The organism is Amycolatopsis sp. NPDC004747, from assembly GCF_053601335.1.
In genome coordinates, this window is record NZ_JBSGBQ010000004.1 from 69,821 (window position 1) to 94,164 (window position 24,344).

Annotated in this window: 27 protein-coding genes; 22 read left to right on the plus strand and 5 right to left on the minus strand. The window is 71.5% G+C overall.

Annotated elements, in window-relative coordinates:
- The first annotated feature begins 15 nt into the window (after positions 1–15).
- The 17 genes from ACWEGE_RS07340 (at position 16) to ACWEGE_RS07420 (ending at position 13,526) form a co-directional block, all read left to right on the plus strand.
- Positions 16–804, plus strand: a complete 789-nt coding sequence (locus ACWEGE_RS07340) for an enoyl-CoA hydratase/isomerase family protein (RefSeq protein ID WP_449659573.1) — start codon at positions 16–18, stop codon at positions 802–804.
- A 3-nt stretch (positions 805–807) separates the two neighbouring features.
- Positions 808–1,074 (plus strand): Zn-ribbon domain-containing OB-fold protein, encoded by a 267-nt coding sequence (locus ACWEGE_RS07345; RefSeq protein ID WP_449659574.1) that lies wholly within the window; start codon positions 808–810, stop codon positions 1,072–1,074.
- Positions 1,071–2,204 (plus strand): thiolase family protein, encoded by a 1,134-nt coding sequence (locus ACWEGE_RS07350; protein ID WP_449659575.1) that lies wholly within the window; start codon positions 1,071–1,073, stop codon positions 2,202–2,204. Before ACWEGE_RS07345 ends, ACWEGE_RS07350 begins: the two co-directional genes overlap by 4 nt.
- Positions 2,201–3,388, plus strand: coding sequence for an acyl-CoA dehydrogenase family protein (locus ACWEGE_RS07355; protein ID WP_449659576.1), 1,188 nt, complete (start codon positions 2,201–2,203; stop codon positions 3,386–3,388). The genes ACWEGE_RS07350 and ACWEGE_RS07355 overlap by 4 nt, the downstream gene beginning before the upstream one ends.
- A complete protein-coding gene (locus ACWEGE_RS07360; RefSeq protein ID WP_449659577.1) occupies positions 3,385–4,278 on the plus strand; it encodes a phosphotransferase family protein in 894 nt (297 codons plus the stop codon). Before ACWEGE_RS07355 ends, ACWEGE_RS07360 begins: the two co-directional genes overlap by 4 nt.
- Before the next feature lie 2 nt (positions 4,279–4,280).
- Positions 4,281–5,495, plus strand: a complete 1,215-nt coding sequence (locus tag ACWEGE_RS07365; protein ID WP_449659578.1) for an acyl-CoA dehydrogenase family protein — start codon at positions 4,281–4,283, stop codon at positions 5,493–5,495.
- Positions 5,492–6,262 carry an SDR family oxidoreductase gene (locus ACWEGE_RS07370; protein WP_449659579.1) on the plus strand — a complete coding sequence of 257 codons (771 nt, stop codon included), beginning with the start codon at positions 5,492–5,494 and terminating at the stop codon, positions 6,260–6,262. The genes ACWEGE_RS07365 and ACWEGE_RS07370 overlap by 4 nt, the downstream gene beginning before the upstream one ends.
- The gene (locus tag ACWEGE_RS07375) at positions 6,262–6,978 is read left to right on the plus strand and encodes an SDR family NAD(P)-dependent oxidoreductase (RefSeq protein WP_449659580.1); all 717 of its coding nucleotides are present in this window, start codon (positions 6,262–6,264) and stop codon (positions 6,976–6,978) included. The genes ACWEGE_RS07370 and ACWEGE_RS07375 overlap by 1 nt, the downstream gene beginning before the upstream one ends.
- A complete protein-coding gene (locus ACWEGE_RS07380; RefSeq protein ID WP_449659581.1) occupies positions 6,975–7,706 on the plus strand; it encodes an enoyl-CoA hydratase/isomerase family protein in 732 nt (243 codons plus the stop codon). The genes ACWEGE_RS07375 and ACWEGE_RS07380 overlap by 4 nt, the downstream gene beginning before the upstream one ends.
- A 62-nt stretch (positions 7,707–7,768) precedes the next feature.
- Positions 7,769–8,395, plus strand: coding sequence for a TetR family transcriptional regulator (locus ACWEGE_RS07385; RefSeq protein WP_449659582.1), 627 nt, complete (start codon positions 7,769–7,771; stop codon positions 8,393–8,395).
- 119 nt (positions 8,396–8,514) lie between these two features.
- Positions 8,515–9,705: an ABC transporter substrate-binding protein gene (locus ACWEGE_RS07390; RefSeq protein ID WP_449659583.1), complete on the plus strand. Its 1,191-nt coding sequence runs from the start codon at positions 8,515–8,517 to the stop codon at positions 9,703–9,705.
- A 24-nt stretch (positions 9,706–9,729) separates the two neighbouring features.
- Positions 9,730–10,083 (plus strand): nuclear transport factor 2 family protein, encoded by a 354-nt coding sequence (locus ACWEGE_RS07395; protein ID WP_449659584.1) that lies wholly within the window; start codon positions 9,730–9,732, stop codon positions 10,081–10,083.
- Entirely contained in the window at positions 10,080–10,364 is a 285-nt protein-coding gene (locus ACWEGE_RS07400; protein WP_449659585.1) for a hypothetical protein, read from the plus strand. Before ACWEGE_RS07395 ends, ACWEGE_RS07400 begins: the two co-directional genes overlap by 4 nt.
- Positions 10,357–10,734 (plus strand): hypothetical protein, encoded by a 378-nt coding sequence (locus ACWEGE_RS07405; RefSeq protein ID WP_449659586.1) that lies wholly within the window; start codon positions 10,357–10,359, stop codon positions 10,732–10,734. Before ACWEGE_RS07400 ends, ACWEGE_RS07405 begins: the two co-directional genes overlap by 8 nt.
- The gene (locus tag ACWEGE_RS07410; RefSeq protein ID WP_449659587.1) at positions 10,727–11,047 is read left to right on the plus strand and encodes an EthD family reductase; all 321 of its coding nucleotides are present in this window, start codon (positions 10,727–10,729) and stop codon (positions 11,045–11,047) included. The genes ACWEGE_RS07405 and ACWEGE_RS07410 overlap by 8 nt, the downstream gene beginning before the upstream one ends.
- Entirely contained in the window at positions 11,044–12,513 is a 1,470-nt protein-coding gene (locus tag ACWEGE_RS07415; RefSeq protein ID WP_449659588.1) for a class I adenylate-forming enzyme family protein, read from the plus strand. The genes ACWEGE_RS07410 and ACWEGE_RS07415 overlap by 4 nt, the downstream gene beginning before the upstream one ends.
- Positions 12,510–13,526, plus strand: coding sequence for an MBL fold metallo-hydrolase (locus ACWEGE_RS07420; protein ID WP_449659589.1), 1,017 nt, complete (start codon positions 12,510–12,512; stop codon positions 13,524–13,526). The genes ACWEGE_RS07415 and ACWEGE_RS07420 overlap by 4 nt, the downstream gene beginning before the upstream one ends.
- Here ACWEGE_RS07420 and ACWEGE_RS07425 read toward each other — a convergent pair.
- From ACWEGE_RS07425 to ACWEGE_RS07440, 4 genes are read right to left on the minus strand one after another with little or no spacing between them, the layout of a single operon-like run.
- Positions 13,516–13,854 (minus strand): hypothetical protein, encoded by a 339-nt coding sequence (locus tag ACWEGE_RS07425; RefSeq protein WP_449659590.1) that lies wholly within the window; start codon positions 13,852–13,854, stop codon positions 13,516–13,518. The genes ACWEGE_RS07420 and ACWEGE_RS07425 overlap by 11 nt on opposite strands.
- Before the next feature lie 21 nt (positions 13,855–13,875).
- Positions 13,876–14,604 (minus strand): SDR family NAD(P)-dependent oxidoreductase, encoded by a 729-nt coding sequence (locus tag ACWEGE_RS07430; protein WP_449659591.1) that lies wholly within the window; start codon positions 14,602–14,604, stop codon positions 13,876–13,878.
- A gap of 8 nt (positions 14,605–14,612) precedes the next feature.
- On the minus strand, positions 14,613–15,593 hold the full coding sequence (locus tag ACWEGE_RS07435) for a phosphotransferase family protein (RefSeq protein WP_449659592.1): 981 nt from the start codon (positions 15,591–15,593) through the stop codon (positions 14,613–14,615).
- Positions 15,590–16,774, minus strand: coding sequence for an acyl-CoA dehydrogenase family protein (locus tag ACWEGE_RS07440; protein WP_449659593.1), 1,185 nt, complete (start codon positions 16,772–16,774; stop codon positions 15,590–15,592). The genes ACWEGE_RS07435 and ACWEGE_RS07440 overlap by 4 nt, the downstream gene beginning before the upstream one ends.
- A 94-nt stretch (positions 16,775–16,868) precedes the next feature.
- On the opposite strand from ACWEGE_RS07440, the gene ACWEGE_RS07445 reads away from it, so the two are divergent.
- Positions 16,869–17,477 (plus strand): TetR/AcrR family transcriptional regulator, encoded by a 609-nt coding sequence (locus tag ACWEGE_RS07445; RefSeq protein ID WP_449659594.1) that lies wholly within the window; start codon positions 16,869–16,871, stop codon positions 17,475–17,477.
- A 4-nt stretch (positions 17,478–17,481) separates the two neighbouring features.
- On the opposite strand, the gene ACWEGE_RS07450 is transcribed toward ACWEGE_RS07445, so the two are convergent.
- Complete coding sequence (locus ACWEGE_RS07450) at positions 17,482–18,639, minus strand: mandelate racemase/muconate lactonizing enzyme family protein (RefSeq protein WP_449659595.1); 1,158 nt, start codon at positions 18,637–18,639, stop codon at positions 17,482–17,484.
- A 72-nt stretch (positions 18,640–18,711) separates the two neighbouring features.
- On the opposite strand from ACWEGE_RS07450, the gene ACWEGE_RS07455 reads away from it, so the two are divergent.
- The 4 genes from ACWEGE_RS07455 (at position 18,712) to ACWEGE_RS07470 (ending at position 24,304) form a co-directional block, all read left to right on the plus strand.
- Positions 18,712–19,458, plus strand: coding sequence for a FadR/GntR family transcriptional regulator (locus tag ACWEGE_RS07455; protein ID WP_449659596.1), 747 nt, complete (start codon positions 18,712–18,714; stop codon positions 19,456–19,458).
- A gap of 156 nt (positions 19,459–19,614) precedes the next feature.
- The gene (locus ACWEGE_RS07460; protein ID WP_449659597.1) at positions 19,615–21,039 is read left to right on the plus strand and encodes an ABC transporter substrate-binding protein; all 1,425 of its coding nucleotides are present in this window, start codon (positions 19,615–19,617) and stop codon (positions 21,037–21,039) included.
- On the plus strand, positions 21,036–23,054 hold the full coding sequence (locus tag ACWEGE_RS07465) for an ABC transporter permease (RefSeq protein ID WP_449659598.1): 2,019 nt from the start codon (positions 21,036–21,038) through the stop codon (positions 23,052–23,054). Before ACWEGE_RS07460 ends, ACWEGE_RS07465 begins: the two co-directional genes overlap by 4 nt.
- Entirely contained in the window at positions 23,051–24,304 is a 1,254-nt protein-coding gene (locus ACWEGE_RS07470; RefSeq protein WP_449659599.1) for a mandelate racemase/muconate lactonizing enzyme family protein, read from the plus strand. Before ACWEGE_RS07465 ends, ACWEGE_RS07470 begins: the two co-directional genes overlap by 4 nt.
- The last annotated feature ends 40 nt before the right edge of the window (positions 24,305–24,344 follow it).

A 24,344-nucleotide genomic window follows, 5' to 3' on the forward strand; every position in this document is an offset into this window, starting at 1 on the left:
TTAGGAGACAACGAGATGGCCGTGGAAGACGAGATCCAGTTCGAGCGCGACGGGAACGTGGCGCGGGTCTGGCTGAACCGCCCGTGGAAGAAGAACTGCGTCACCGTGCCGATCCTGGAGCGGCTCGACGAGATCATCACCGAGGTCGACAAGGACCCGGACCTGCGCGTGCTGGTCCTGCGCGGCCGCGGTGGCACGTTCTGCTCCGGCTTCGACCTCGACAGCCTGCAGGCCGAGTACATCGGCAGCTCGACGGCGATGGAGGTCGCGGTCATCTCCGCGAAGATCTGCGACCGGCTGTACTCGATGAACACGCCGTCGGTCGCGGTGCTCGAGGGGTACGTCACCGCCGGCGGCTTCGAGCTGATGATCTCCTGCGACTTCGCGATCGCCGCGGACGACGCCAAGATCGGCGACTTCCACATGCGCCGCGGGCTCTTCGGCGGCGCGGGCCCGATCTACCGGGTGCCGCGGATGATCGGCATCCGCAAGACCAAGGAGCTGATGCTCACCGGCAAGCTGCTCTCCGGCGTGGAGGCGGCGGACTTCGACCTGATCAACAAGTCCGCGCCGGCCGACAAGCTGGACGAGACGGTCGAAGAGTTCATCGGTCACCTCACCGACAAGAGCCCGTTCCAGATGCGCATCACCAAGATGACCATCGACCGCAGCCTCGACGCCGACACGCAGTCGCTGATGGTCATGGAGCACCTCGCGGTGGGCGTGACGCTGAACTCGGACGACGCGGCCGAAGGTGTCGCGGCGTTCCTGGAGAAGCGCGAACCCAAGTGGACGGGGCGCTGAGCGATGACTCCGACGGGGGTGACCCTGCCCGCCGAGGGCACGTTGTGGACGTGGACGGTTCAGCGGTTCGCACCGAAGTCGCCCCCGTACGTCCCGCCCGCGGACGGCTTCCGGCCGTTCGCGCTCGGGTACGTCGAGCTGGACGGCGGCCAGCGGGTCGCGGCCGTGCTCGACGTGCCCGATCCCGCGAGTGTCCAAATAGGAATGCGCTTCCGCGTCGAGGAGACGACCGGAGTGCCGCACGCGAAACCGGTCGAGGAGGATTCGTGACCGACGTCCTGATCTGCGGCGCTGCCCGCACGGTGTTCGGCCGTTCGGAGCGGTCCGGGCGCGACCACGCCGTCGAAGCGGCGACGGCGGCGCTGGCCGACGCCGGGATCCCGTGGTCCCGGGTCGGTGCCGCGTTCGGCGGCAGCGACGCCGCCGGGCTCGCCGACACCCTGGTTGCCGACCTCGGGCTGACCGGCCTGCCGTTCGTCAACGTCAAGAACGGCTGCGCCACCGGCGGCAGCGCCCTCGTCTCCGCGGTCAACGCGATCCGCGGCGGGATGGCCGACGTCATCCTCGTTGTCGGCTTCGACAAGCACCCGCGCGGCGCGTTCGACCCGCGTCCCGCGGACTGGGGCCTCGACGACGCCTACGGCCGTGACGGTCTGATGGTGACCACGCAGTTCTTCGGCATGAAGATCCAGCGGTACGCCCACGACTTCGGCATCACGCCCCGGACGCTGGCCTCGGTTGCCGAGAAGGCGTACCGCAACGGCAGCCTGACGCCCGAAGCGTGGCGCCGCAAAGAGATCAGCGCCGACGAGATCCTCGCTTCGGGGATGGTCAACGACCCGCTGACCCGGTTCATGTTCTGTTCTCCGGGGGAGGGCGCGGCGGCACTGGTCCTGTGCTCTCCTTCGGTCCCCACCCGCGACGCCGTCACGCTGCGCTCGGCGGTCGTGCGGACGCGCCGCCACGGCTCGTTCGAGGTGTTCAGCCCGGTGCTGGCGGTGGGCGAGCCGACCAGCGTCAGCCGGGACGCGGCCGCGGCGGCGTTCGAGGGGGCCGGCCTCGGACCGTCCGATGTGGACGTCGTTCAGCTGCAGGACACCGAAAGCGGCGCCGAAGTGATGCACCTGGCCGAATGCGGCTTCTGCGCGGACGGCGAGCAGGAGAAGCTGGTCGCGTCCGGGGCCACCGAGATCGGCGGGACGCTGCCGGTCAACACCGACGGCGGCTGCATCGCCAACGGCGAGCCGATCGGCGCGTCCGGGCTGCGTCAGGTCTACGAGGTCGTCCAGCAGCTGCGCGGCCGGGCCGGCGCGCGGCAGGTGCCGGGAGAGCCGCGGATCGGGTTCACCCACGTCTACGGCGCGCCCGGGGTCAGCGCGTGCACGGTGCTGGCCCGATGACCGGCCCGGCGGAGTTCCGCGCGCAGGCCCGGGAATGGCTGTCCACCGTGGCGCGACCGCGCGCCGAGGCCACCTGGGGAACAGGTGACGACTCGGTGGCCGTGTTCGACAACTGGACCGAGGAAGAAGAACGCGAGCACACCGCGCGCGGCCAGGAGTGGGAACGCACCCGCTTCGACGCCGGCTGGGGTGCGCTCGGCCGCGCGCCCGAGTTCGGCGGCCGCGGGCTGCCCGCGTTCTACGAGCAGCTCTACCGCACCGAGGAAGCCGCGTTCGACGTCCCGCGCCGCAGTGAGATCTTCCCGGTCACCCAGCACCTGGTCGCCCCGGCGATCGAGATCTGGGGCACCGGCGAGCAGAAACGGCGCTGGCTGCGGCCGATGCTGCGGACCGACGAACTGGCCTGCCAGCTGTTTTCCGAGACCGAGGCGGGATCCGACCTGGCGGCGGTCCGCACGAAGGCGGTCCGCGACGGCGACCGGTGGATCATCGACGGCCACAAGGTGTGGACGTCCGGGGCCCGGGTCGCCACCTGGGGCGTCGCGGTCTGCCGCACCGACCCGGAGGCGGCCAAGCACGCCGGGATCACGGTGTTCCTGGTGCGGATGGACGCCCCGGGCGTCACCGTGCGCCCGATCCGGCAGATGACCGGTGGGGCGAGCTTCAACGAGGTCTACCTCGACGGCGTCGTCGTGCCCGACACCGACCGGCTCGGCCCGGTCGGCCGGGGCTGGAAGGTCACTTTGAGCGTGCTGGCCGCCGAACGCCTCGACTCGGGCTCGCTCGGCCTGGACAACGCCGACCGTGCGATCGAGCTGGCCCGGCACCGGGGCGACCTGTCCGACGTCGAGCGGCAGCAGGCGGCCGACCTGTACGTGCGGACGCTCGTCCAGCGGCTCATCGGCCTGCGCGTCACCGCGGCCCTCGCGGCGGGGCGGGAACCCGGTGCGGAGGCCTCGGTGGGCAAGCTCTACGCCACCGAGACGATGCGGCGGACCAGCGACCTGGTGGTCCAGCTGCTCGGGCCGCGGCTGGTGGCCGACACGGGGGAGTGGGGCACGTTCGCCTGGACCGAGCACCTGCTCGGCGCCCCCGGCTACCGCATCGCCGGCGGCTCCGACGAGATCCAGCGGACCATCCTCGCCGAGCGCGTCCTCGGCCTGCCGAAGGAGCCGTCCCGATGAGCCTCGCCGACCAGGTCCGCGAACGCCTCGGCGGCGAGCCGGAAGTCCTGCCGGGCGGGCACTCCGGGCTCACGTACGCGGTCGAGGGCAAGTACGTCGTCAAGGCCGTGCCACCGGGGCAGAAACCGGTGGGCCGCAACGACGTCCTGCGGCAGGCGCGGGTGCTGCGGGCGCTCGAAGGCTCCGCCGTGCCGGTGCCGCGCGTGGTCGTGATGGACGAGACGTGGTTCGCCATGGAGTTCGCCGCGGGGGAGGCCGTCGAGCCCGTCCTCGACGAGCACACCCGGTCGCCGGACCTGTGCCGCACGCGAATGCTCGAAGCCGCTCGCCTGCTGCGGCTGCTGCACGACGCCGGGCCGGTGCCCGGCGAGCCACCCACGTCGGCCGCCTCCGAGCTGGAGCGGTGGAGCCGCACGATGCACGCGGTCCCGGCCGAGCTGCGACCCGGCGCCGAGGAGCTCCTCGGCCTGCTCGCCGCCGACGTGCCCGCCGACCTGCCGCCGGTGCTCGTGCACGGGGACTTCCGGCTCGGGAACATCCTCTTCGACGGCACCCGCGCCACCGCCGTCGTCGACTGGGAGATCTGGAGCACCGGTGATCCCCGCACCGACCTCGGCTGGTTCCTGCTCTTCGCCGACCACCGCAACTTCCCCTCCCTCGGCACCGCCGTCGCCGGCCTGCCGAGCGAGGCGGAGCTGCTGGACGGCTACGGCGAACCCCTGCCGGACATGGCGTGGTTCCGGGCTCTCGGCCGGATGAAGATGGCCGCGATCATGGGCCACAACCTCCGCCGGCACCGCGAAGGCAAGCACCACGACCCGGACCAGGAGCGGTTGCCCCCGACCATCGCCGCGATGATCTCCTCCGCCGCGGACATTCTGAGGAGCTAGGCATGGATTTCGCGTTTTCCGCCCGCGCCACCGAACTCCGGGAGCGCGTTCGATCCTTTGTGGACGCCCAGGTGATCCCGGCCGAGCCGGTGTACGACCGCCAGCTCGCCGAGGCCGCCGACCCGCACGCGTTGCCGCCGATCATGGTGGAGCTCAAGGAGAAGGCCCGCGCCGAAGGGCTGTGGAACCTGTTCCTGGCCCACGGCGGCCGGGGCGCCGGGCTGACCAACCTCGAGTACGCCCCGCTGGCCGAGCTGATGGGCCGGTCGATCATCGGCAACGAGGTCTTCAACTGCTCCGCCCCGGACACCGGCAACATGGAACTGCTGGCCCTGTTCGGCACCGCCGAACAGCAGGACCGGTGGCTGGAACCGCTGCTGGACGCGCGGATCCGGTCGTGCTTCGCGATGACCGAGCCGGACGTCGCCAGCTCCGACGCCCGCAACATCCGCACCCGGATCCGCCGCGACGGCGACCACTACGTCGTCGACGGCCGCAAGTGGTACACCTCCGGCATCCTCGACCCGGACTGCGAGCTCATCATCCTGATGGGCGTCAGCGACCCCGCCGCCCCCACCTACCGGCAGCAGAGCATGGTGCTGATCCCGCGGGACACCCCGGGGGTCACCGTGCTGCGCGACCTGCCGATGTTCGGTTACACCGACCGGCTCGGCCACGGCGAAGTCCTGTTCGAGAACGTCCGCGTGCCCGCGTCGAACCTGCTCGGCGGCGAGGGTGCGGGCTTCGCGCTCGCCCAAGGGCGGCTCGGCCCCGGCCGGATGCACTACGCGATGCGCGCGGTCGGGTTCGCCGAACGGGCGCTGCAGCTGATGTGCGAGCGCACGCTCTCGCGGGTGGCGTTCGGCGGGCCGCTCGCCGACCAGGGCGTCGTCCGCGAATGGATCGCGCGCAGCCGGATCGAGATCGAGCAGCTGCGGCTGCTGGTGTTCAAGTCGGCGTGGCTGATGGACACCGTCGGCAACGCGGCCGCCCGGCTGGAGGTCGCCGCGATCAAGGTCGCCGCCCTCGACGTCGCCCACCGCGTCGTCGACCGCGCGGTGCAGGCGCACGGGGCGGCCGGGGTCAGCGACGACACCGTGCTGGCCCGCCTGTTCTCGATCACCCGGGCGCTGAAGATCGCCGACGGCCCCGACGAGGTCCACCTGCGCACGGTCGCCCGCCAGGAACTGGCCCGGTACAAGGAGAAAACGTCATGAAGGTGCTCGACGGACAGGTCGCCGTGATCACCGGCGGCTCGCGCGGCATCGGCCTCGGCATCGCCCGCGCCTTCCGCGCCGCCGGCGCGCACGTCGTCATCGCCGCGCGCAAGGCGGACGGGCTGAAGGACGCCCGCGCGGAGCTGCTGCGCGGCGAAGGCACCGGGGACGTCCTGGACGTCGTCGCCAACGCCGGCGAGCCCGAGCAGGCCCAACGCTGCATCACCGACACGATGGTCCACTTCGGCCGGACCGACATCCTGGTGAACAACGCGGCCACCAACCCGTACCTGGGTGACCTGCTGGAGCTGGACCTGCCGCGCGCGGAGAAGACCGTGCGGGTGAACCAGTACGGCATGATCGCCTGGAGCCGGGCGGCCTGGCACGCCTGGATGAGCGAGCACGGCGGCGTCATCGTCAACATCGCCTCGGTCGGCGGGCTGATCGTCGACCCGCAGATCGGCTACTACAACGCCACCAAGGCCGCCATGCTGCTGATGACCCGCCAGCTCGCCTACGAGCTCGGCCCGAAGGTCCGGGTCAACGCGATCGCCCCGGGCGTGATCAAGACCGAGCTGGCGCGGGTGGTGTGGGAGGCGCGCGAGCCCGTCCTCACCGCCAAGCTGCCGCTGCGCCGGCTCGGCACCACCGAGGACGTCGCCAACGCGGCGCTGTTCCTCGCGAGCGAGGCGTCGTCGTGGATGACCGGCCAGGCCCTCGTGCTGGACGGCGGCGCGACCGCCCTCCCGATCGCCGTGGACGCCTGATGTTCTCCCTGGCCGGGAAGACGGCCGTGGTGACCGGGGCGTCCTCGGGCCTGGGGGCGCGGTTCGCGAAGGTGCTGGCCTCGGCGGGGGCCACCGTGTTCGCCGCGGCGCGCCGGGCCGACCGGCTGGCCGCCCTCGGCCCGGAGATCCACCCGGTGACCTGCGACGTTTCGGTCGCGGGCGATCGGGAACGGCTGGTCGAGGCGGCGGGCCGGGTCGACGTCCTGGTCAACAACGCGGGCGTGCCGGGGGAGCGGCAGGCGGCCAAGGAGAGCGCCCAGGACTTCGCGGACGTCCTGGCGGTGAACCTGGTGGCGCCGTTCCACCTGTCCCGGCTGGTGGCCGAGAGCGGATCCCGCGGCAGCATCGTCAACGTCGCGTCGATCCTGGGGATCGTGTCGGCGGCGCCCCTCGGCGGGGCGAGCTACGCGGCCTCGAAGGCCGGGCTGATCGGGCTGACCCGGGAGCTGGCCGGCCAGTGGGGTGACGCCGGGATCCGGGTCAACGCGCTGGCGCCGGGGTGGTTCCGCTCGGAGATGACCGGCGACCTGTTCGCCGACGAGCGGTCCCGCCGCTGGGTGGAGCGCAACACGATGCTGAACCGCGCCGGCGACCCCGGGGAGCTCGACGGGGCGCTGCTGTTCCTGGCTTCCGACGCGTCCTCGTACTACACGGGCCAGGTCATGGTGGTCGACGGCGGCTGGACCGCGCGATGAGCGTGTCGGTGGCCGTCGAGAACGGTGTTGCCCACGTGCGGCTGGCCCGCGGCCGGGGCAATCCGATCGACCTCGGGACCGCGGAGGCCCTGCGCCAAGCGGCTCGCCGGTGTGAAGGCGCCGGTGCGGTACTGCTCACCGCTGCCGGGCCGGCCTTCTGCGTGGGCGGTGATCTGCGGGAGTTCGCGGCCGCCGGTGACCTGCGGGCCCACCTGGACCGGGTCACCGGAGCCCTGCACGAGGCACTGCGGATCCTCGCCGGGCTCGACGCCCCGGTGGTCGCCGCCGTGCGGGGGGCCGTCGCCGGGGCCGGGCTCGGGCTGCTCGGCGTCGCCGACCTCGTGGTCGCCGCGGAGGACGCCACCTTCACGGCGGCCTACACCGCGATCGGCTACACGCCGGACGCGGGCGTCTCGTGGACGCTGCCCCGGCTGGTCGGCCCGCGGCTGGCCCTCGAGCTCTTGCTGACCAACCGCCGCCTCACCGCCGTGGAGGCCCACGCCGCCGGGCTGGTCACCAGCGTCGCCGAGGATCCGGAACAGGCGGCCGGCGCGCTGGCCGGACGGCTGGCCGCCGCCCGGTTCGGGGTCACCAAACGCCTGGTCCGCGCGGGCGGGGCCGAGTCGTTCGGCCGCCACCTCGACGCCGAGGCCCGTGCCATCGGCGAGGCCGCGGTCTCGCCCGCCGGCCGGGACGGGGTCGCGGCCTTCCTCGAGCGGCGGTTATGACATGAATTCAGGTGAAGACTACGCTCGGGGCTCGCACGGTGACGTGAACGGAAGGACAGGCGATGGCGGGGGCGAGGCTCGTGGAACCGGACGAAGGGCCCCGGTCGAAGCGCGGCGCGATCCTGGCCGCGGCGATCGAGTACTTCGGCGAAGCGGGCTACGAAGCCACCAAGTGGTCGGCGGTGGCCGGTCGCGTCGGGATCGGGCAGACCGCGCTCTACCACTACTTCGAGTCCAAGGCGCACTGCCTGCTCACCATCATGCGGCTGGAGCTGCAGCGCTCCCGCGACCAGTTCGTGGCGGCGACCGAGGGCGAGACCGACCCGGTGGCGGCGCTGCGGGCGGCGGTGCGCGCGGCGTTCGCGGTGTCCGAAGCCGAGATCCTCCAGATGCGCATCCTGCAGAACAACATGGTGCTGCTGGCCGGCCCCCGCGCGTCCAAACGCGAGGAAACCGAGCGCCGCGCGGCCCGCGAACTGGTGCAGAGCATCGAACGCGACTGGACCCGGCTGCTCACCCAGGGCATGTCGCAGGGCGCGTTCCCGGTGCGGGACGCGCACACGCTGGCGCTGGCCCTGCTGGGCATGATCATCAGCGTCTGGCGGTGGTATCGGCCGACCGGTTCGACGCCGCTGGCCGAGGTGCGGGAGCTCATCGAGGGCTGCTGCATCCGCATGGTCACCGAATAGCCGCCGGGCAACGCTTTTCCCGCGACCCTCCTGTTTGGATAGTTCCCGGCGTCCCTTGTCCGCCCCGGGACCGGCGGCTACAGTCAAACTGAACTGAACTCAGGTTGCTAGGAGCAGTCATGCGCCTCCGCTCGACGCCCGTCAAAGTTGCCGCCGTCGCCGCCACCCTGGTTCTCGCCGCCACCGCCTGCGCGAGCGCGAACTCGGCCGGAGCCAACGACAAGGAAATCACGATCGGGGCGTGGTATCCGCTTTCCGGCGCGGTGAGCGCCTCCGGCGTCCCGCAGCGCGCCGGCGCGGACGCCTACTTCAAGATGATCAACGACCGCGGCGGCATCAAGGGCCGCAAGGTCAACTGGATCGTCAAGGACAACGCGTTCGACCCGCAGCAGACCGTCCAGATCGCCCGCGAGCTGATCGGCCAGGACAAGGTCTCCGCCATCGTCGCGGCGAACGGCACTTCGCAGGCCGAAGCCGCGTTCCCGTTCGTGCTCCAGCAGTCGAAGGTACCGATCCTCAACGAGCTCGGCGGCCTCGACTCCTGGTACAACCCCCCGCGCCCGAACCTCTTCGGCACCCAGACCCTCTACGAAGACCAGGCCGCCGCGCTCGGCGACTGGGTGGCCAAGGACGGCCGCAAGAACGTCGTCGTCGTGCACAGCGACCCGGCCGCCTTCGTCAAGGTCGCCCAGGCCGCCCAGAGCGTGGCCAAGAAGTCCGACCCGGCGATGAACGTCGGCCTGCAGCCGGTGAAGTTCCAGTCCACCGACTACAGCCCGGTCGTCAGCCAGGTGAAGGGCAAGGCGCCGGACGCGATCATCCTGATCCTCGCCTCGCCGGAGGCGGCCGCGTTCATGAAGGAAGCCAAGCTGCAGGGCCTGGCCGCGCCGACCTACAGCTACGCCCCGGTCGCCGCGCAGTCCACCCTCACCCTGGCCGGCCCGGCCGCCGAAGGCGCCCGCGCCGTGCAGCTGGTCAAGTCGCCCAACGACGACACCGACCCGGCGGTCAAGGAGTTCCGGGACGCCATGGCGAAGTACGAGCCCGGCCAGCCCGCGGACTTCATCGCGCTCTGGGGCTGGGCCGGCGCCAAGGTCTTCGGCCAGATCGCGCAGACCGTCGACGGGCCGGTGACCTCCGAGTCACTGGCGAAAGCCTACGAACAGGCGAAGAACATCGATCCCGGCGTCGCTCCGGTGATGAGCTTCGGCCCGGACCGGCACATGGGCACGCGCGACGTGCAGCGGGTCGTCGTCAAGAACGGCAAGTGGACCGCCGAAGGGGACTTCTACACCCCGCCCGCCCGCTGAACCACCACTCAAGGGAGAGTGTCCGTGGCGTTGCGAGAATACCTGTCCTGTATGGACGAGGACCCGGCGAAGGCCCTCGAGCTCATGGAACCGGACCTGCGGTTCCTGATCGCGTTGCCCTCCGGCGAGGTCGCCGGAACGTCCAAAGCGGACTTCGCGGCCTACATCGCCGGCCGCAACCCGGTCGACCGGGTGCACGAGATCCTCCGCTACTGCGCCGACGGCGACACCGAGATGGTCTACGGCGTCGTCACCGAAGCGGGTGAACCCGTCGGCGCCTTCCATTCGGCCGCGGTCGTCTCGCCGAACGGCCTCCTGTCCCGCTACCAGTCGTTCTTCAGCACGACCTTCGCGCTCATCGATCGGCCCAGCCGATGACGGACGACTTCGACGCGATCGCTTGGCTGTCTTCGTTCGCGCCGCCGCTCACCGGCGTCGAGCGAGCACAGGCCGGGCGCGGGCACAAGTTCGACATGCGGGTGCTGCCGGCTCACCTGACCCGGGGCCCTGCCCGCGGCCGGCGGCCACCTGCCGGCGCCGACCTGTCCGATGTGTATAACGAGGGTTACGGCGGCGGTCTGTGCCTCGTCGTGGTGTCCGGCCGCCGGGCCGGGCGGCCGGCGGCCCTCCGAACCCGCAAGGAGGCCCAGCGTGGCTGAGGCACCGTTTCTGACCAAGTGGTTCGAGATCATGGACAGCGACACGCCGTCGCGGATCCTGGACCTCATCGACGACGGCTTCACCTTCTCCATCCTGTTCTCCACCGACGGCCGGGCGACCGACTTCGCGGGCGGCCGCGAGGCGATGGAGGGTTACCTGGCCCAGCGCGAAAAGGGCACGCTCACCCACCACCCCCTCGCGGTGAGCTCGACCGGGCGCACCGAGTTCTACCTCGGCGAGGTCCGGCGCGGCGGGGAGGTCGTCGCCAACTACGTGGCCGCCGGGCAGGTCGGCGCGTCCGGCCTGCTGGAACGCCTGATCATCGGCCGCTCGCCCGGCGTCCGGTTCGAAGGAGGTGCGGATGTTTAACCTGGTGCTGCTGGCCGCCAAGCCGCCGGAGTGGACCCACGAGCGGTTCATCACCTGGTGGCGGACCGACCACGCCGAGCTCACCTGCCGGCTGCCGGGCCTGCGCTCGTGGCGGCACACCGAGGTCGAGGCGGCGCTCGAACCGCGCTCGGAGGGCTGGGACGGCGTCTCGATCCTCGGCTTCGACACCGAGGACGACCTGCGCAAGGCACTGGCCAGCCCGGAATGGGCGGCCGCCGTCGCCCAGGTCGGCGACATGCGCGGCCGCCGGATCGCCGTCCTCGGCACCGAACGGGAGATGTTCGCCGGATGAAGGACGCCGTCCAGGATTTCCGCAACCGCGCCGAGGAGGCGGACTTCGTCGCCGTCGTCGACGACGACGGCGAGCACACCGCCCGCGAGCTGCTGGCCGGTGCCGAGGTGCTCGCCGACGTCCTCGGCCCGCGGGCGACCGCGCTGGTCCAGGCCGACAACACCTGGCGCACGGTGGTCGCCGCGCTGGCCACCGGCCTGACCGGTGGGGTGCTCGCCGTGGTCAACCGGCACACGACCCGGGCCGAGTTCGCGGCCGCGTGCGACGACATCCGGCCGGACGTCGTCGTCGCCGAACCGTCCGCGCTGGACGAATGGGCGGTCGCGACCGTGCGGCCCGGCGGCACCCGGCCCGTGCTCGACTGCTGGTCCGCGGTGTCGGCGGCGGGCCGTGAGGATCCGGCGCGGTGGAACGGCGGGGTGTTCATCGGCCTCACCTCCGGGTCGACCGGCCGCGCGAAGGGGGTCGTGCAGTCCGAAGCGGCCCTGCGCTACGCCTGCACCTGCACGATCGAGATCAACGGGCTGCGGCCCGGCGACGCCGTGGCGGCCATCGTGCCGCTGTCGTCCACCGCGGCGTTCTGCTTCGGCGTCTACTGTTCGTTGCTGCTCGGCGGTCCGCTGGTGCTGACGGCCAAGTGGGATCCGCCGGCCGTGGTCGCCCGGCTCGCCGAAACCGACGCCCGCTGGACGATGTGCGTCCCGACGATGGCCCTCCAGCTGGCGGCCGCGGGCGCGCTGCCCGGCCTCCGGTCGATCACGGTCGGTGGCGGGCCGATGGACCGCGTCGCGCTGATGCGGGCAGAAACCGCGCTGGGCACGAAGATCCTGCGCGTGTTCGGGATGTCGGAGTGCCTCGGCCACACCTCGCCCCTGCCGGAGGAGCCCGCGGAGATCCGGCTGGGGTACGACGGACGGCCGTTCCCCGGCACCGAGGTGCGGGCGGTGTCGCCGGAGGGCGCCGTGCTCGGGCCCGGTGAGACCGGCCGGGCGCAGGTCCTCGGGCCGTCGCTGTTCCTCGGGTACGCCCGCGCCGGCCGCGTCGAGCCGCCGTCGCTGACCGAGGACGGGTTCTTCCCGACCGGCGACCTGGTCGTGTCCGGGGCGGACGGGCTGATCACGATCATGGGCCGGGAGAAGGACGTCATCATCCGGGGTGGCCGCAACATCGACGTCACCGAGATCGAGCGGGCCGTCGCCGGCTACGACCGGCTGGAACAGGCCTGCGTGGTGCCGGTCCGCGACGACGTCCTGGGGGAGCGGGTGGCGCTGCTCGCCGTCCCGCGGGACGGCGAGCCGGTCGAGCTCGGCGACGTCACCGGCTACCTGCACGAGGCCGGGCTGTCCAAGACCAAGTGGCCGGAGTTCGTGTACCTGGTGGACGCGCTGCCGCAGACGAAGGTCGGCAAGCTCGACCGCGCGGGCGCGCGCGAGCTCGCCGAGAGCCGGCACACGGGGGTTTCATGAGCCTCGACCGCGGGAAGTGGGCCACCGGCGGGCCGGAGACGGTCGCGCCGGGCGTGCACCGGATCCCGCTGCCACTGCCGAACGACGGCCTGCGGGCGATCAACGTCTACCTGCTGGAGGAACCGGACGGGCTGGTCCTCGTCGACGCGGGCTGGTCGATCCCCGAGTCCCTGTCGGTGCTTTCGGCAGCCCTGGGCGGGCTGGGGCACCGGCTCGAGGAGCTCACCGACGTCTACGTCACCCACAGCCACCGTGACCACTACACGCAGGCCGTCGAGCTCCGGCGCCGGTTCGGGACGCGGGTGCACCTCGGCGCGGGCGAACGGCCCGGGCTGGACCTGTTGCTCGCGCTGCGCACCGACGTCCCGGTGACGTCGCTGGACGTCCTCCGCCGCGGCGGCGCGCCCGAACTGGCCGCGCGGATGGCGGAGGGGTACGGCGAGTTCGACCCGGCCGGCTGGGAGCCGCCGGACCACTGGCTCCACGCGGGCACGGTGGCCCTGCGGCACCCCCTGCGGGTGCTGCCGACGCCGGGCCACACGCGCGGGCACGTCGTGTTCCTCGACGAACACCGCGGGCTGTTGTTCTCCGGCGACCACGTGCTGCCGCACATCACCCCGTCGATCGGCTTCGAGCTGGGGGAGCCGGGCCTGCCGCTGGGCGACTACCTGGACTCGCTCGACCTGATGGCGGCGTTCCCGGACACGCGGCTGCTCCCCGCGCACGGCCCGGTCGCCGCCAGCACGCACACGCGCGTCGAAGAACTCCTGGCGCACCACGACAAGCGGCTGGCCGAGACCGAGGACGCCCTCGGTTCGGGCGCACGGACCGGCTACGCCGTGGCCGGGTGCCTGACGTGGACGCGGCGGGCGGTCCCGTTCGACGACCTGACCGACTTCAACCGGATGCTGGCGGTGAACGAGACCGTCGCGCACCTGGACGTGCTGGTGGCGCGAGGCCGGGCCCGGGTGTCCGAAGTGGAGGGTGTGGCGCGGTACGCGCTCAGCGGATGACGGTCCAGTAGAAGACGTCGGGAACGATGATCAGCAGCGCCACCGCGAGCCAGTAGGGGGCGGCTCTGAGCTGGGGTGCCCGGAACGCGAACAAGGCGTTCAGGCCGAACACCACCAGGGCGGCGAACACGAACAGGACCAGGCCGATCACGATCTTGACGTCCGCTTCGCCGTAGACCGCGACTTCGGCCAAGCCGAGCTCACCCGCGATGATCTGCAGAGCGAACATCCCCAGCAAGACCGGATAGGCGCAGGGGACGGCCAGCAGGAGGTTGAGCGGAACGCCGATCAGCCAGACCTGGTCGGGGCGGAGTTCTCGGCGGGACATCCGATCATCATGCCGGAGAAGTCAGCGGGCGGTCCACCCGCCGTCGACGTACAGCTCGGAACCCGTCACGAAGCTCGCGTCCTCCGAGGCCAGGAAGGCGACCGCGCCGGCAACCTCGTCGGTGCGGCCGAGCCTGCCCAGCGGGGTGCCGTCGACCATCGCCGTGTGGCGGGGCGTGCCTTCCCACAGCTTCCGGGACAGTGGCGTCTCGATGAAGCCGGGGTGGACCGAGTTCACCCGCACGCCGCGCTTGCCCCAGTGCAGGGCCGCGTTCTTGGTCATCAGCCGGACCGCGCCCTTCGCGGCGTGGTAGGAGAAGTGCGTCCCGAAGCCGCCGACCGTGCCGAAGATCGACGCGATGTTGACGATCGAGCCACCGCCGGCGCGTTCGATCGCCGCGCCCGCGTGCTTCATGCCGAGCCAGACGCCGCGCTGGCTGACCGCGATGACCTTCTCCCAGCCGTCGAGGGTTTCCGTCTCGACCGTGGCGGGCTCGCCGATGCCGGCGTTGTTCACCAGGATCGTCAGCCGGTCCAGCCGGGCGACCGCCGACTGCCAGGCCTCCTCCGACGTGACGTCGAGGGCCAGCGGGAGGGCATCGGGCAGCTCGGCGGCCAGGGTCTCGCACCGCGAAGCGTCGACGTCGGTGACGACGACCCGCGCGCCTTCTTCGGCGAGCCGGCGCGTGATGGCCTCGCCGATGCCGCCCGTCGCGCCGGTGACGAGCGCGAGCTTTCCGGACAACCGCATGGAACCTCCTAGGTGAGTGCGTCGAGACCCGCCGCGATCAGGTCGGGCACGGCGGTGCCGACGTCGTCGAAGCCGGTGCCGACCGACTGCCCGGCCCGGTGGCGGGCGTGGATGCCTTCGGCGATGACGGCGAGCTTGAACCAGCCGAGTGCCTGGTAGAACGCCAGTTCCGTGAGGTCGCGGCCGCTGCGCCGGGCGTACCGCTCGGCGAGGTCCGCCGCGGCCGGGAAGCCGGCGACGGTCGGGACGTGCCGGACGCCGAGGACGGGTGCCACCCGCGGGTCCCGGTACACGAGCAGGAGCCCGAGATCGGTGAGCGGATCGCCGAGCGCGGCCATCTCCCAGTCGACGATCGCCGCGATCTCCGCACCCGGGCCGAGGATCGTGTTGTCCCAGCGGTAATCGCCGTGCACGAGCGCGGCCCCGCTCTCCGGCGGCACCGCCTCGACGAGCCGTTCGTGGAGGGTGTCGACCGTGGGCAGGTCACGGGTGGCGACCCGGTCCCACTGGCCGCGCCAGCGCCGGAGCTGGCGGCCGAGGAAGCCTTCGGGGCGTCCGAACGCGCCGAGGCCGACTTCCGCGGGGACGACGGCGTGCAGCTTCACCAGTTCGTCGACGAGCACGTCCGAGTACCGGCGGAAGTCGAGGTCCGGCAGGGCGGCGCCGTCGCGCAGCACCGGTCCGTCCACATGCGACACGACGGTGAAGGGTGCCCCGAGCACCGCCGGGTCTTCGCACGAGACGACCGTGCGGGGGACCGGGACGGCCGTCGGGCCGAGCGCCGCCATCACGCGGAACTCCCGGCCGACGTCGTGCGCGGTCGGCGTGAGGTGCCCGAGCGGTGGCCGGCGCAGCACCCAGCGGTGCGTCCCGTCGGTCACGGCGTAGGTCAGGTTCGACCGGCCGCCGTGGATCAGCTCGACCGCCGGCTCACCGCCGAACCCGGGGACCTCGCGCTCGAAGTAGCGCCGCAAGGCGTCGACGTTCACCGCAGCGCCGCCCGGGCCTTGGAAGCCCGCCGGGCGATCGCCCACCGGTGCGTCTCCGACGGGCCGTCGTAGATGCGGAACGGCCGGACCTCGCGGTAGAGCCGGGACAGCGGCGCGTCCGCGGAGATCCCGAGCGCGCCGCAGATCTGGACCGCGCGGTCGACCACCCGGTGCACCGCCTCGGACACGAACGTCTTGGCGATCGACGTGTGCCGGGCACCGGGGCGCCCCTGGTCGAGTTCCCAGCAGGCCCGCCACAGCAGCGCCCGTGCCGCCTCGATGTCGATTTCCGAGTCGGCGATCAGCTGCTGCACCATCCCGAGCTCCTCGAGCGGGCGGCCGAACGCCGAGCGGCTCGCGGCGCGGTCGAGCGCGACGTCCTGCGCCCGGCGCGCGATCCCGAGCCAGCGCATGCAGTGGGTGAGCCGCGCCGGCCCGAGCCGGACCTGCGCGTATTCGAAGCCGCGGTCGACCTCGCCGAGCACGGCGTCGTCGCCGACCTCGCAGCCGTCGAAGAGCACTTCGCTGTGCCCGCCGAAGAGCCCCTCGTCGAGGGTCGCGATGTTCCGGACGATCTTCATCCCCGGGTGGCCCGCGTCGACCAGGAACATCGTCGCGCCGCCGGGCTCGCCGGGCGCGCCGCCGGTGCGGGCCATGCAGATCGCGAACGCGGCCCCGGCGGCGCCGCTGATGAACCACTTCCGGCCGTCGATCCGCCAGCCGCCGGGCACCCTGGTCGCCGTCGTGGCGAGCGCCCGCGGATCCGAGCCCGCCCCCGGCGCCGGCTCGGTCATGGCGAAGCAGGACCGCACCTCCCCGGCGGCGAGCGGGGCGAGGTAGCGGCGCTGCTGCCGGTCGTCGGCCACCTTCGCCAGCAGGTGCATGTTCCCCTCGTCGGGCGCGGCGATGTTCAGCGCGAGCGGTCCGAGCAGCGAGTACCCGGCCGCCTCGAACACGACGGCCTGGCCGCGCAGGTCCAGGCCGGCGCCGCCCCACTCCGGCGCCACGTGCGGGGCGAAGATCCCCGCCTCGCGCGCGGCCCGCTGCAACCGCCGCCGGAGCTGCTCCGGTCCGTCGTGCAGCACGCCGTCACAGGCCTGCTCCTCGGGGAGGACGACCTCCCGGACGAACTCCCGCACCCGCGCGGCGGCGTCCTCGTCCACGCTGAACTCGATCGGCATCGTCGCCTCCCGTAGCTAACAACTGTTAGCCAGGAGAACGCATGACTTCGGCCGAAGTCAAGACAATGTGGCTAATTAGCGTTAGCCTGTGCGCATGAAGGTGGAACGCCCCCATCGGCCCGGTGACGTCGCGGCCGGGCTCCCGGCCGACCGGGCCGCGGCCATCCGCCTGGCGGCGTTGCGGCTGTTCGCCGCGCAGGGCTACCGGGCGACGACGATGGCCGACATCGGCGCCGCGGTCGGCATCCGCGGGCCCAGCCTGTACAAGCACGTGTCCGGCAAGCAGGTGCTGCTGGCGGAGATCATGCTCGGCACGATGGACACGCTGCTGGCGATGCACGCCGAGGCGGTCGACGGCGTCACCGACGTGACCGAACGCCTCCGCCGCGCGGTCGAGGCGCACGTCCGCTACCACGCCCGGCACCGCCTGGAAGCGTTCGTCGGGAACCGCGAGATCGGCAGCCTCGAGCAGCCCGGCCGGGTGCTGCGGCTGCGCAGCGCCTACGAGCGCGGGTTCCGGGAGCTCATCGAGCGCGGCGTGGCCGACGGCGTCTTCGCGGTCCACTCGGCCCGGCTGGCGTCGTACTCGATCCTCGACATGGGCATGGGCGTGGCGAACTGGTTCCACGACAGCGGCGAGTTTTCCGTCGACCAGCTCGCCTACCAGTACGGCGATCTGGCGCTGCGGATCGTCGGGCGCTGACCGGTTACTCGAACACCCCGTAGCCCGCGACGGCGTGGGCCCGGACCCCGTCCATGTCGAGCTCCACGCCGATCCCGGGAGCGTCCGGAAGCGTGATGTAGCCGTCCTTGACGATCGAGCCGCTCCCGTCGGGGGCGTGGACGTAGCTGTCCCACGCCGCGCGTTCCTCGAGGGCGTGCCATTCCTGGACGAAGAAGTTGGGGATCGCGGCGCACTGGTGCGACGTGGCCATCGTGCCCAGCGGCGTCGACACCAGGTGGGGCGCGAACGGGACGTAGTGCAGCTCCGCGAGGTTGGCGATCTTCTTCGCCTCGGCGAGGCCACCGCACTTGGGCACGTCGGGCTCGATGACGTCCACCGCGCCCCGCTCGAGGAGCTCGCGGAAACCCCAGCGCAGGTAAAGGTTTTCTCCCGCGCAGATCGGGGTGCGGGTCTGCGCGCGCACCCGCACCAGCGCGTCGACGTTCTCCGCCGGCAGCGGCTCCTCGAGCCACATCAGGCGGAACGGCTCGAGCTCCCACGAGATCCGGCACGCGCTCGGCACGTCGTAGCGGGCGTGCAGGTCGATGGCCAGGTCGACGTCCGGCCCGATCGCCTCCCGGACGGCGGCCACGCGCTCGGTCATCGAGCGCAGCTCCGCCGCGTTCACGGTGTGGTTGAAGGCGTCGAACTTGGCCGGGTGGCGCAGGTTGTCGATGTCGAACTTGAGGGCGGTGAAGCCTTCGGCGACCATCCGCTGGGCCCGGTCGACGCACCCGGCGACCGAACCCGCGGGGTCGTCGCCGTCGCCGCAGTCGGCGTAGAGGCGGATCCGGTCGCGGAACTTCCCGCCGAGCAGCCGGTGCACCGGCTGCCCGGCGGCCTTGCCCGCGAGGTCCCACAGCGCGATCTCGATCCCGGACAGGGCGATCACGAACACCCCGCCCTGCGCGCCCGCGAAAACGTTGCTGCGGCGGAGTTTTTCCCAGCACCGCTCGACGTTGCGCGGGTCCTCGCCGAGCAGGAGGGGGGTCAGTGCCTCGATCATCCCCACGACGGCGGCCGCGCCGGCGTCGGGGTTGGCCTCGCCGAACCCGCTGAGGCCTTCGTCGGTGTCGATCCGCACCAGGGTGGCCTGGCCGTGGTAGGCGACCACCGCCGTCGTGACGTTCACGATCCGCATTGCTCTCCTGCCGCTGGGTAGTGCCGAAGAACGGTCTGTCGCGAGGTCCAACTTGTCCTATAAGCTGATGACATGCCAAGGAGACAAGAGTCTCCGGACGCTGTCAAGGTCCGGACTCTCCCGGTGCAGGTGGCGGCCCACCTGACCCGGCGGATCGTCCGCGGCGAAATCGAGGGCGGCCGGGCACCGTCGGAGCTCGAGATTTCCCAGGAGTTCGGCGTTTCCCGCGTGGTGGCGCGAGAAACGCTCAAGATCCTCGCCTCGCTCGACATCGTCGACGTCGCCCAGGGCCGCCGCGTCGTCGTGCGCCCCCGCGCGGAGTGGGACTACCTGAGCCCGTTGCTGATCGAGTGGCTGCCCACGGAGATCGTCGACGAGCTGCTGCAGGAACTGCACCAGATGCGCGCCCTGCTCGAGCCCGAACTCGCCGCGATGGCCGCGGCCAGCATCACCGACGAGACGCTGGCGCGGCTGCGGGACGAGCTCGGCCGCATGGCGGCGCTCGAAGCGGATCCCGACGCCTACCTCGAAGTCGACCACGAATTCCACATGGAGATCTGCCGGGCGGCCGACAACCGCATCCTCGACCGGATCATGTACTCCGCCCGCTGGCTCGGCACGGCCAGCCGTCGCCTCACCAACGAGGCACCGGCCGGGCTGCACCGCGCCACCGCCCAGCACACCGAGATCTACGAGGCGCTCGTGGCACGCGATCCGGCAGCGGCCCGCGCGGCGATGCGCAACCACCTCAGCAACAACTATTCCACGCTCCTCGCGGAGAAGGAGCAGCGAAGCAAGCGGGCCGCCCGGCGGCGTTAGCCAGCCGACCCGGACGGCGCTCGACCGAGGCATCAGCAGTTCGGCGTCCTTCGCCGCATGAACGACCCGCAGCGTGGCACTCGCCTCGCTGTCCCGCCGGTTGCAACGTCGCCCCGTCGGTACGCGTCCGCCCGATCGGACGCGAGAGGAGTTGTCATGGATCAGAAATCCGGCCTGTCGAGACGGACCTTCCTCGGGGCGAGCGCGCTGGGCGTGCTCGGGCTGGCCGGGTGCGGCAGCAGTCCCGCCCCCGCGCCGCAGGTCGACGTCCAAGTGCCCAAGGCGCTGCTCGATCAAGCCGCCAAGCTGCGCGGCGGGTCGGTGGGAATGCTTTCGCAGAAGCTGTACGCGGAGGCGGCCAACAAGGCGCTGGACAAGTCGCTGCAGGTGTTCGCACAGGCCACCGGCACCACGATCCGCAACGACCTGGTGTCCGGCGACGCCGGCGACATGGTCGCCAAGATGGACGCCGAAGTGAAGGCGGGCACCAGCCGGGATCTGGCGTTCGTGAGCGACCGCCGGTTCGTCGGCCAGCTCCACAACCTCGGTGCCCTCACCGACGTCACCGACGTGGTGACGGAGATGAAGGCGCTGTACGGGGAACCGGCGACCGAGGCCGGCAACTACTGCGTGTTCGACGGCCGCTGGTTCGCGATCCCGTACCACTTCATCGCGACCGGGATGTACCTGCGCAAGGACTGGTACCAAGAGAAAGGACTTCCGCTCAAGCCCTACTACACGTGGGAAGAGCTGCGCGACAACGCGTTGGCGGTCTCCGACCCGGCGAAGCGGCGCTTCGGCTGGGGGCTCACGGTGAACCGGTCCGGTGACGCCAACGGCTTCATCGCCAACGTCATCAACTGCTACGGCGGGGCGATCGCCGACAACACCGGCACGAAGGTCGTGTTCAACTCGCCGGAAACCGTCGAAGCCGTCGCGTTCATCGGCGACATCTACACCAACCCGAAGTACGCGCCGATGCTGCCACCGGGGATCGGCAGCTGGACCGACTCGAGCAACAACGAGAACTGGCTGGCGCAGATCCTGGGGCTGACGCTCAACCAGTTCAGCGTCTACGCCGACTCGAAGACCAAGAAGAACCCGGTCTACGGCAACACGCACGTGTTCAACGGCGCCACCGGGCCGGCGCTCGACCGGCCGCTCGCGTTCGGCGAGTCCAACTCGTTCGTCGTGTTCAAGGGCGCGAAGAACCCCGACCTCGCCAAGCTGGTCGCGAAGTTCATGGCGGGCGGGAGCGCCCTGCTCGGCGTCGCCAAGGAAGCACCGTGCCTGGTCAATCCTTCGTGGACGAAGGTGTGGGACTCCGACCCGTACTACACCACCGGTGATCCCGCCTTCGCCGCGCTGCGGGAGCAGACGCGCGCGCCGCTGCCGGTGAAGACCAGGACCGGGTACGCCTTCCCGCAGGCCCCGAGCCCCGGCGAGCAGGCCGCCACCGCCGCCTACCTGCTGACCGACATGATGCAGTCGGTCATCCAGGGCACCCGGCCTGCCGAGGCCGTCGCCGCGACCCACGGCAAGATCGTCCAGATCTTCGAGCAGCAGGGCTACAAGCAATGACGGTCCTGCGTACGCCGGCGACACGGCCGGCGCCCGCCACCCGGGCGCCGGGCGGGTCGTCCTCGCTCACTGGTGCGCAGCGGCTGTTCGGCCGCGACTGGCGGCTGGCCGCGGTGTTCATCGGGCCGACGCTGCTGCTGGTCGCCGGCCTGATCCTGTTCCCGATCGTCAGCTCGGTCTTCACCAGCGCCACCGAGCGCCACGGTAGCGAGACGGTCTTCGTCGGCTTGGACAACTACGCCGCCCTCGCCGACGACGCCGTGTTCCACCACGGTGTGCTCAACTCGTTCGTCTTCACCGCCTACGCCGAGATCTTCAAGGTGACCTTCGGGCTCGTCGCGGCCTTGATCCTGCACCACCTGCGCCGCGGCCGGGCGGTCATCGCCGGGGTGATCCTGCTGCCGTGGGTGATCCCGACGGTCGTCACGGGCTTCACCTGGCGGTCGCTGCTCGACCCGATCTTCGGCAGCGTCAACGTCCTGCTCACCGAATCCGGGGTCGGGCCCGGCCTCGCCGCCATCGGGCTGGTCGACAAGTGGCCCGCGGAGTGGCTGTCCGATCCCGCGCTCGCGATGCCGTCGGTCATCCTGGTCAACGTCTGGAAGGGCATCCCGTTCTTCACCGTGACGTTCCTGGCCGGGCTCAAGGCCATCGACGGCAACCTCCACGAGGCGGCGATGGTGGACGGCGCCTCGCCGTGGCAGCGCTTCGTGCACATCACGCTGCCGGGGCTGCGTCCGGTGATGATCGTGACGGTGCTGCTGTCGTCGATCTGGACGTTCAACAACTTCGACCTGATCTGGCTGATGACCCAGGGCGGGCCGGGGGACGCCACCGCGCCGTACGTGATGGTGGCCTACTCGAAGGCCATCCAGCAGTTGCAGCCGGGCGCGGGCGCGGCGGTCACGCTGGTGATGCTGCCGGTCATCGCCGTCCTGGTGGTGATCCTCGTGCGGCTGATGCGCCGGAGCGACCTGCCGGGCGCGGCCGACCTCGGGCGACGGCGGCTGAGCCCGGCCCAGCGCCGGGCGCTGCCGTGGGTGATCGTCGCGGCCTCGGCGCTCATCCTGGTCTGGGCGTCGCCGCACATCGTCTGGAAGGCCGCACTGGTGCTGGGGGCCTTCGTGGTGCTGGCGGCCATCGTCGGCCGGGTCGTCTCCGGGTTCGCCACCCGGGGCAACCGGCTGGGCGCCCGCCTGGCCGGCGGCACCGGCTTGGGCGTGGCGCTGGTGGCGCTGCTGGCCTTCGTGCTGGCCCCGCTCTACTGGATGACCGTCACGGCCTTCAAGTCCGACGACCAGATCGTCGCGCGCACCGACGACCTCTGGCCGACGCCGTGGACCACCGAGCAGTTCACCAACCTGTTCACCGGGCGGGCGTTCGGCACCTGGTACGTCAACACGATCCTGGTGTCGGTCGCGTCCACGGTGATCGCCCTGGTCTGCGCGGCGCTGGCGGGGTATGCGCTGGCCCGGCTGAAGTTCCGGGGTTCGGAGAGCTTCACGGTGACGATCCTGCTCACCTACGTGATGCCGGGCGCGCTGCTGTTCATCCCGCTGTACCAGCTGATGAGCGGGATCGGGCTCAACGACTCGCTGTGGTCGCTGGTGCTCGCCTACCCGACGTTCACCCTGCCGTTCGCGACCTGGCTGCTGGTCGGCTACTTCAAGTCGATCCCGGCCGACCTCGAGGAAGCCGCGCTGGTCGACGGCTGCACGCGGTTCGGCGCGTTCCGCCGGATCGTGCTGCCGCTGGCCAAGCCGGGTCTGCTCGCGGTCGCGCTGTTCACCCTCACCAACGCGTGGAACGAGTTCCTGTTCGCCTTCGTGTTCATCACCAAGGACGAGAACAAGACCCTGCCCGTCGGCATGCAGTCGATGATCTTCGGCGACGTCGTGCCGCAGGGGCAGCTGGCCGCGGCCTCGCTCCTGGTCAGCGTCCCGGTCGTGCTCATGTACGCGTTCGGGCAGCGGTTCCTGACCGAGGGGTTGACCGCGGGGGCCGTGAAGGGATGATCACGGAGGAGCACGTCCCGACGGCCTCCCGGCCGAGCGACCTGCGGATCACCGACCTGCGGGTGGCCAACCTGGCCGGGGTGCCGTTCCGCTCGTCGATCATCCGGATCGACACCAACCAGGGGCTGGCCGGCTACGGCGAGGTGCGCGACCAGGCCAGTGCCACCTACGCGCTCGTGCTCAAGAGCAGGCTGATCGGGGAGAACCCCTGCAACGTCGACAAGATCTTCCGCAAGATCAAGCAGTTCGGCCACCACGGCCGCCAGGGCGGCGGGGTGTCCGGCGTCGAGATGGCGCTGATGGACCTGGCGGGGAAGGCGTACGGCGTGCCCGCGTACGCGCTGATCGGGGGCCGGTTCCGGGACGAGGTCCGCTGCTACGCGGACACACCGTCGCTGCCGGACCCGCACGCCCTGGGTGCCCGGTTGCTGGAGCGCAAGCAGCGCGGGTTCACGATGCTGAAGATGGACGTGGGCGTCGATCTGCTGTGGGACGTGCCGGGGGCGCTCATCGCGCCCCCGGGCGCCCGCGCGGACGTCACGACGATGCACCCGTTCACCGGCATCCAGGTCACCGCGAAGGGCATCGACCACCTGGTGTCCTATGTGGACATCGTGCGCTCGGTGGTCGGCTACGACGTCGCGCTGGCCGCCGACCACTTCGGTCACATCGCCCTCGACTCCGGCATCCGGATCGGCCGCGCGCTCGAGCCGTTCACCCTGGCGTGGATCGAGGACCTGATCCCGTGGCAGCTGACCGACCAGTGGCGACGGCTCACCGCGGCGGTCGCCGTCCCGACGTGCACGGGCGAGGACATCTACCTGCTCGACGGCTTCCGGCCGCTGCTGGACGCCGGCGCCATCCGCGTCGTGCACCCCGACCCGGCCACGGCGGGCGGGATCGCGGAGACCAAGCGGATCGGCGACCACGCGCAGGAGCGCGGCATCGCGATGGCGCTGCACCTGGCGGCGTCACCGATCGCGACGATGGCGTGCGTGCACCTGGCGGCGGCCACGGAGAACTTCCTCGCCCTCGAACACCACGCGGCGGACGTCGAGTTCTGGAGCGACCTCGTCACCGGCCCCCTGATCGAGGACGGCCACATCACCGTGCCGGACACGCCGGGTCTGGGCTTCGGCGACCTCAACGAGGAACTGCTGCGCCGCCACCTCGACCCCCGCGACCCGGTGTTCTTCGCCGAGACGACGCACTGGGACACCGAGTCGAGCCACGACCGGCTGTGGAGCTAGTACTCGAGCCACGGCCGGAGACGCTTCGAGCAGGGGTAAA

Excerpts from the sequence above, each read along its gene's own strand:
- ACWEGE_RS07340 (WP_449659573.1), top strand. The coding sequence starts at position 16 with ATGGCCGTGGAAGACGAGATCCAGTTCGAGCGCGACGGGAACGTGGCG.
- ACWEGE_RS07345 (WP_449659574.1), top strand. The coding sequence starts at position 808 with ATGACTCCGACGGGGGTGACCCTGCCCGCCGAGGGCACGTTGTGGACG.
- ACWEGE_RS07355 (WP_449659576.1), top strand. The coding sequence starts at position 2,201 with ATGACCGGCCCGGCGGAGTTCCGCGCGCAGGCCCGGGAATGGCTGTCC.
- ACWEGE_RS07360 (WP_449659577.1), top strand. The coding sequence starts at position 3,385 with ATGAGCCTCGCCGACCAGGTCCGCGAACGCCTCGGCGGCGAGCCGGAA.
- ACWEGE_RS07365 (WP_449659578.1), top strand. The coding sequence starts at position 4,281 with ATGGATTTCGCGTTTTCCGCCCGCGCCACCGAACTCCGGGAGCGCGTT.
- ACWEGE_RS07370 (WP_449659579.1), top strand. The coding sequence starts at position 5,492 with ATGAAGGTGCTCGACGGACAGGTCGCCGTGATCACCGGCGGCTCGCGC.
- ACWEGE_RS07375 (WP_449659580.1), top strand. The coding sequence starts at position 6,262 with ATGTTCTCCCTGGCCGGGAAGACGGCCGTGGTGACCGGGGCGTCCTCG.
- ACWEGE_RS07380 (WP_449659581.1), top strand. The coding sequence starts at position 6,975 with ATGAGCGTGTCGGTGGCCGTCGAGAACGGTGTTGCCCACGTGCGGCTG.
- ACWEGE_RS07385 (WP_449659582.1), top strand. The coding sequence starts at position 7,769 with ATGGCGGGGGCGAGGCTCGTGGAACCGGACGAAGGGCCCCGGTCGAAG.
- ACWEGE_RS07390 (WP_449659583.1), top strand. The coding sequence starts at position 8,515 with ATGCGCCTCCGCTCGACGCCCGTCAAAGTTGCCGCCGTCGCCGCCACC.
- ACWEGE_RS07400 (WP_449659585.1), top strand. The coding sequence starts at position 10,080 with ATGACGGACGACTTCGACGCGATCGCTTGGCTGTCTTCGTTCGCGCCG.
- ACWEGE_RS07410 (WP_449659587.1), top strand. The coding sequence starts at position 10,727 with ATGTTTAACCTGGTGCTGCTGGCCGCCAAGCCGCCGGAGTGGACCCAC.
- ACWEGE_RS07415 (WP_449659588.1), top strand. The coding sequence starts at position 11,044 with ATGAAGGACGCCGTCCAGGATTTCCGCAACCGCGCCGAGGAGGCGGAC.
- ACWEGE_RS07420 (WP_449659589.1), top strand. The coding sequence starts at position 12,510 with ATGAGCCTCGACCGCGGGAAGTGGGCCACCGGCGGGCCGGAGACGGTC.
- ACWEGE_RS07425 (WP_449659590.1), bottom strand. The coding sequence starts at position 13,854 with ATGTCCCGCCGAGAACTCCGCCCCGACCAGGTCTGGCTGATCGGCGTT.
- ACWEGE_RS07430 (WP_449659591.1), bottom strand. The coding sequence starts at position 14,604 with ATGCGGTTGTCCGGAAAGCTCGCGCTCGTCACCGGCGCGACGGGCGGC.
- ACWEGE_RS07440 (WP_449659593.1), bottom strand. The coding sequence starts at position 16,774 with ATGCCGATCGAGTTCAGCGTGGACGAGGACGCCGCCGCGCGGGTGCGG.
- ACWEGE_RS07445 (WP_449659594.1), top strand. The coding sequence starts at position 16,869 with ATGAAGGTGGAACGCCCCCATCGGCCCGGTGACGTCGCGGCCGGGCTC.
- ACWEGE_RS07450 (WP_449659595.1), bottom strand. The coding sequence starts at position 18,639 with ATGCGGATCGTGAACGTCACGACGGCGGTGGTCGCCTACCACGGCCAG.
- ACWEGE_RS07455 (WP_449659596.1), top strand. The coding sequence starts at position 18,712 with ATGCCAAGGAGACAAGAGTCTCCGGACGCTGTCAAGGTCCGGACTCTC.
- ACWEGE_RS07460 (WP_449659597.1), top strand. The coding sequence starts at position 19,615 with ATGGATCAGAAATCCGGCCTGTCGAGACGGACCTTCCTCGGGGCGAGC.
- ACWEGE_RS07465 (WP_449659598.1), top strand. The coding sequence starts at position 21,036 with ATGACGGTCCTGCGTACGCCGGCGACACGGCCGGCGCCCGCCACCCGG.
- ACWEGE_RS07470 (WP_449659599.1), top strand. The coding sequence starts at position 23,051 with ATGATCACGGAGGAGCACGTCCCGACGGCCTCCCGGCCGAGCGACCTG.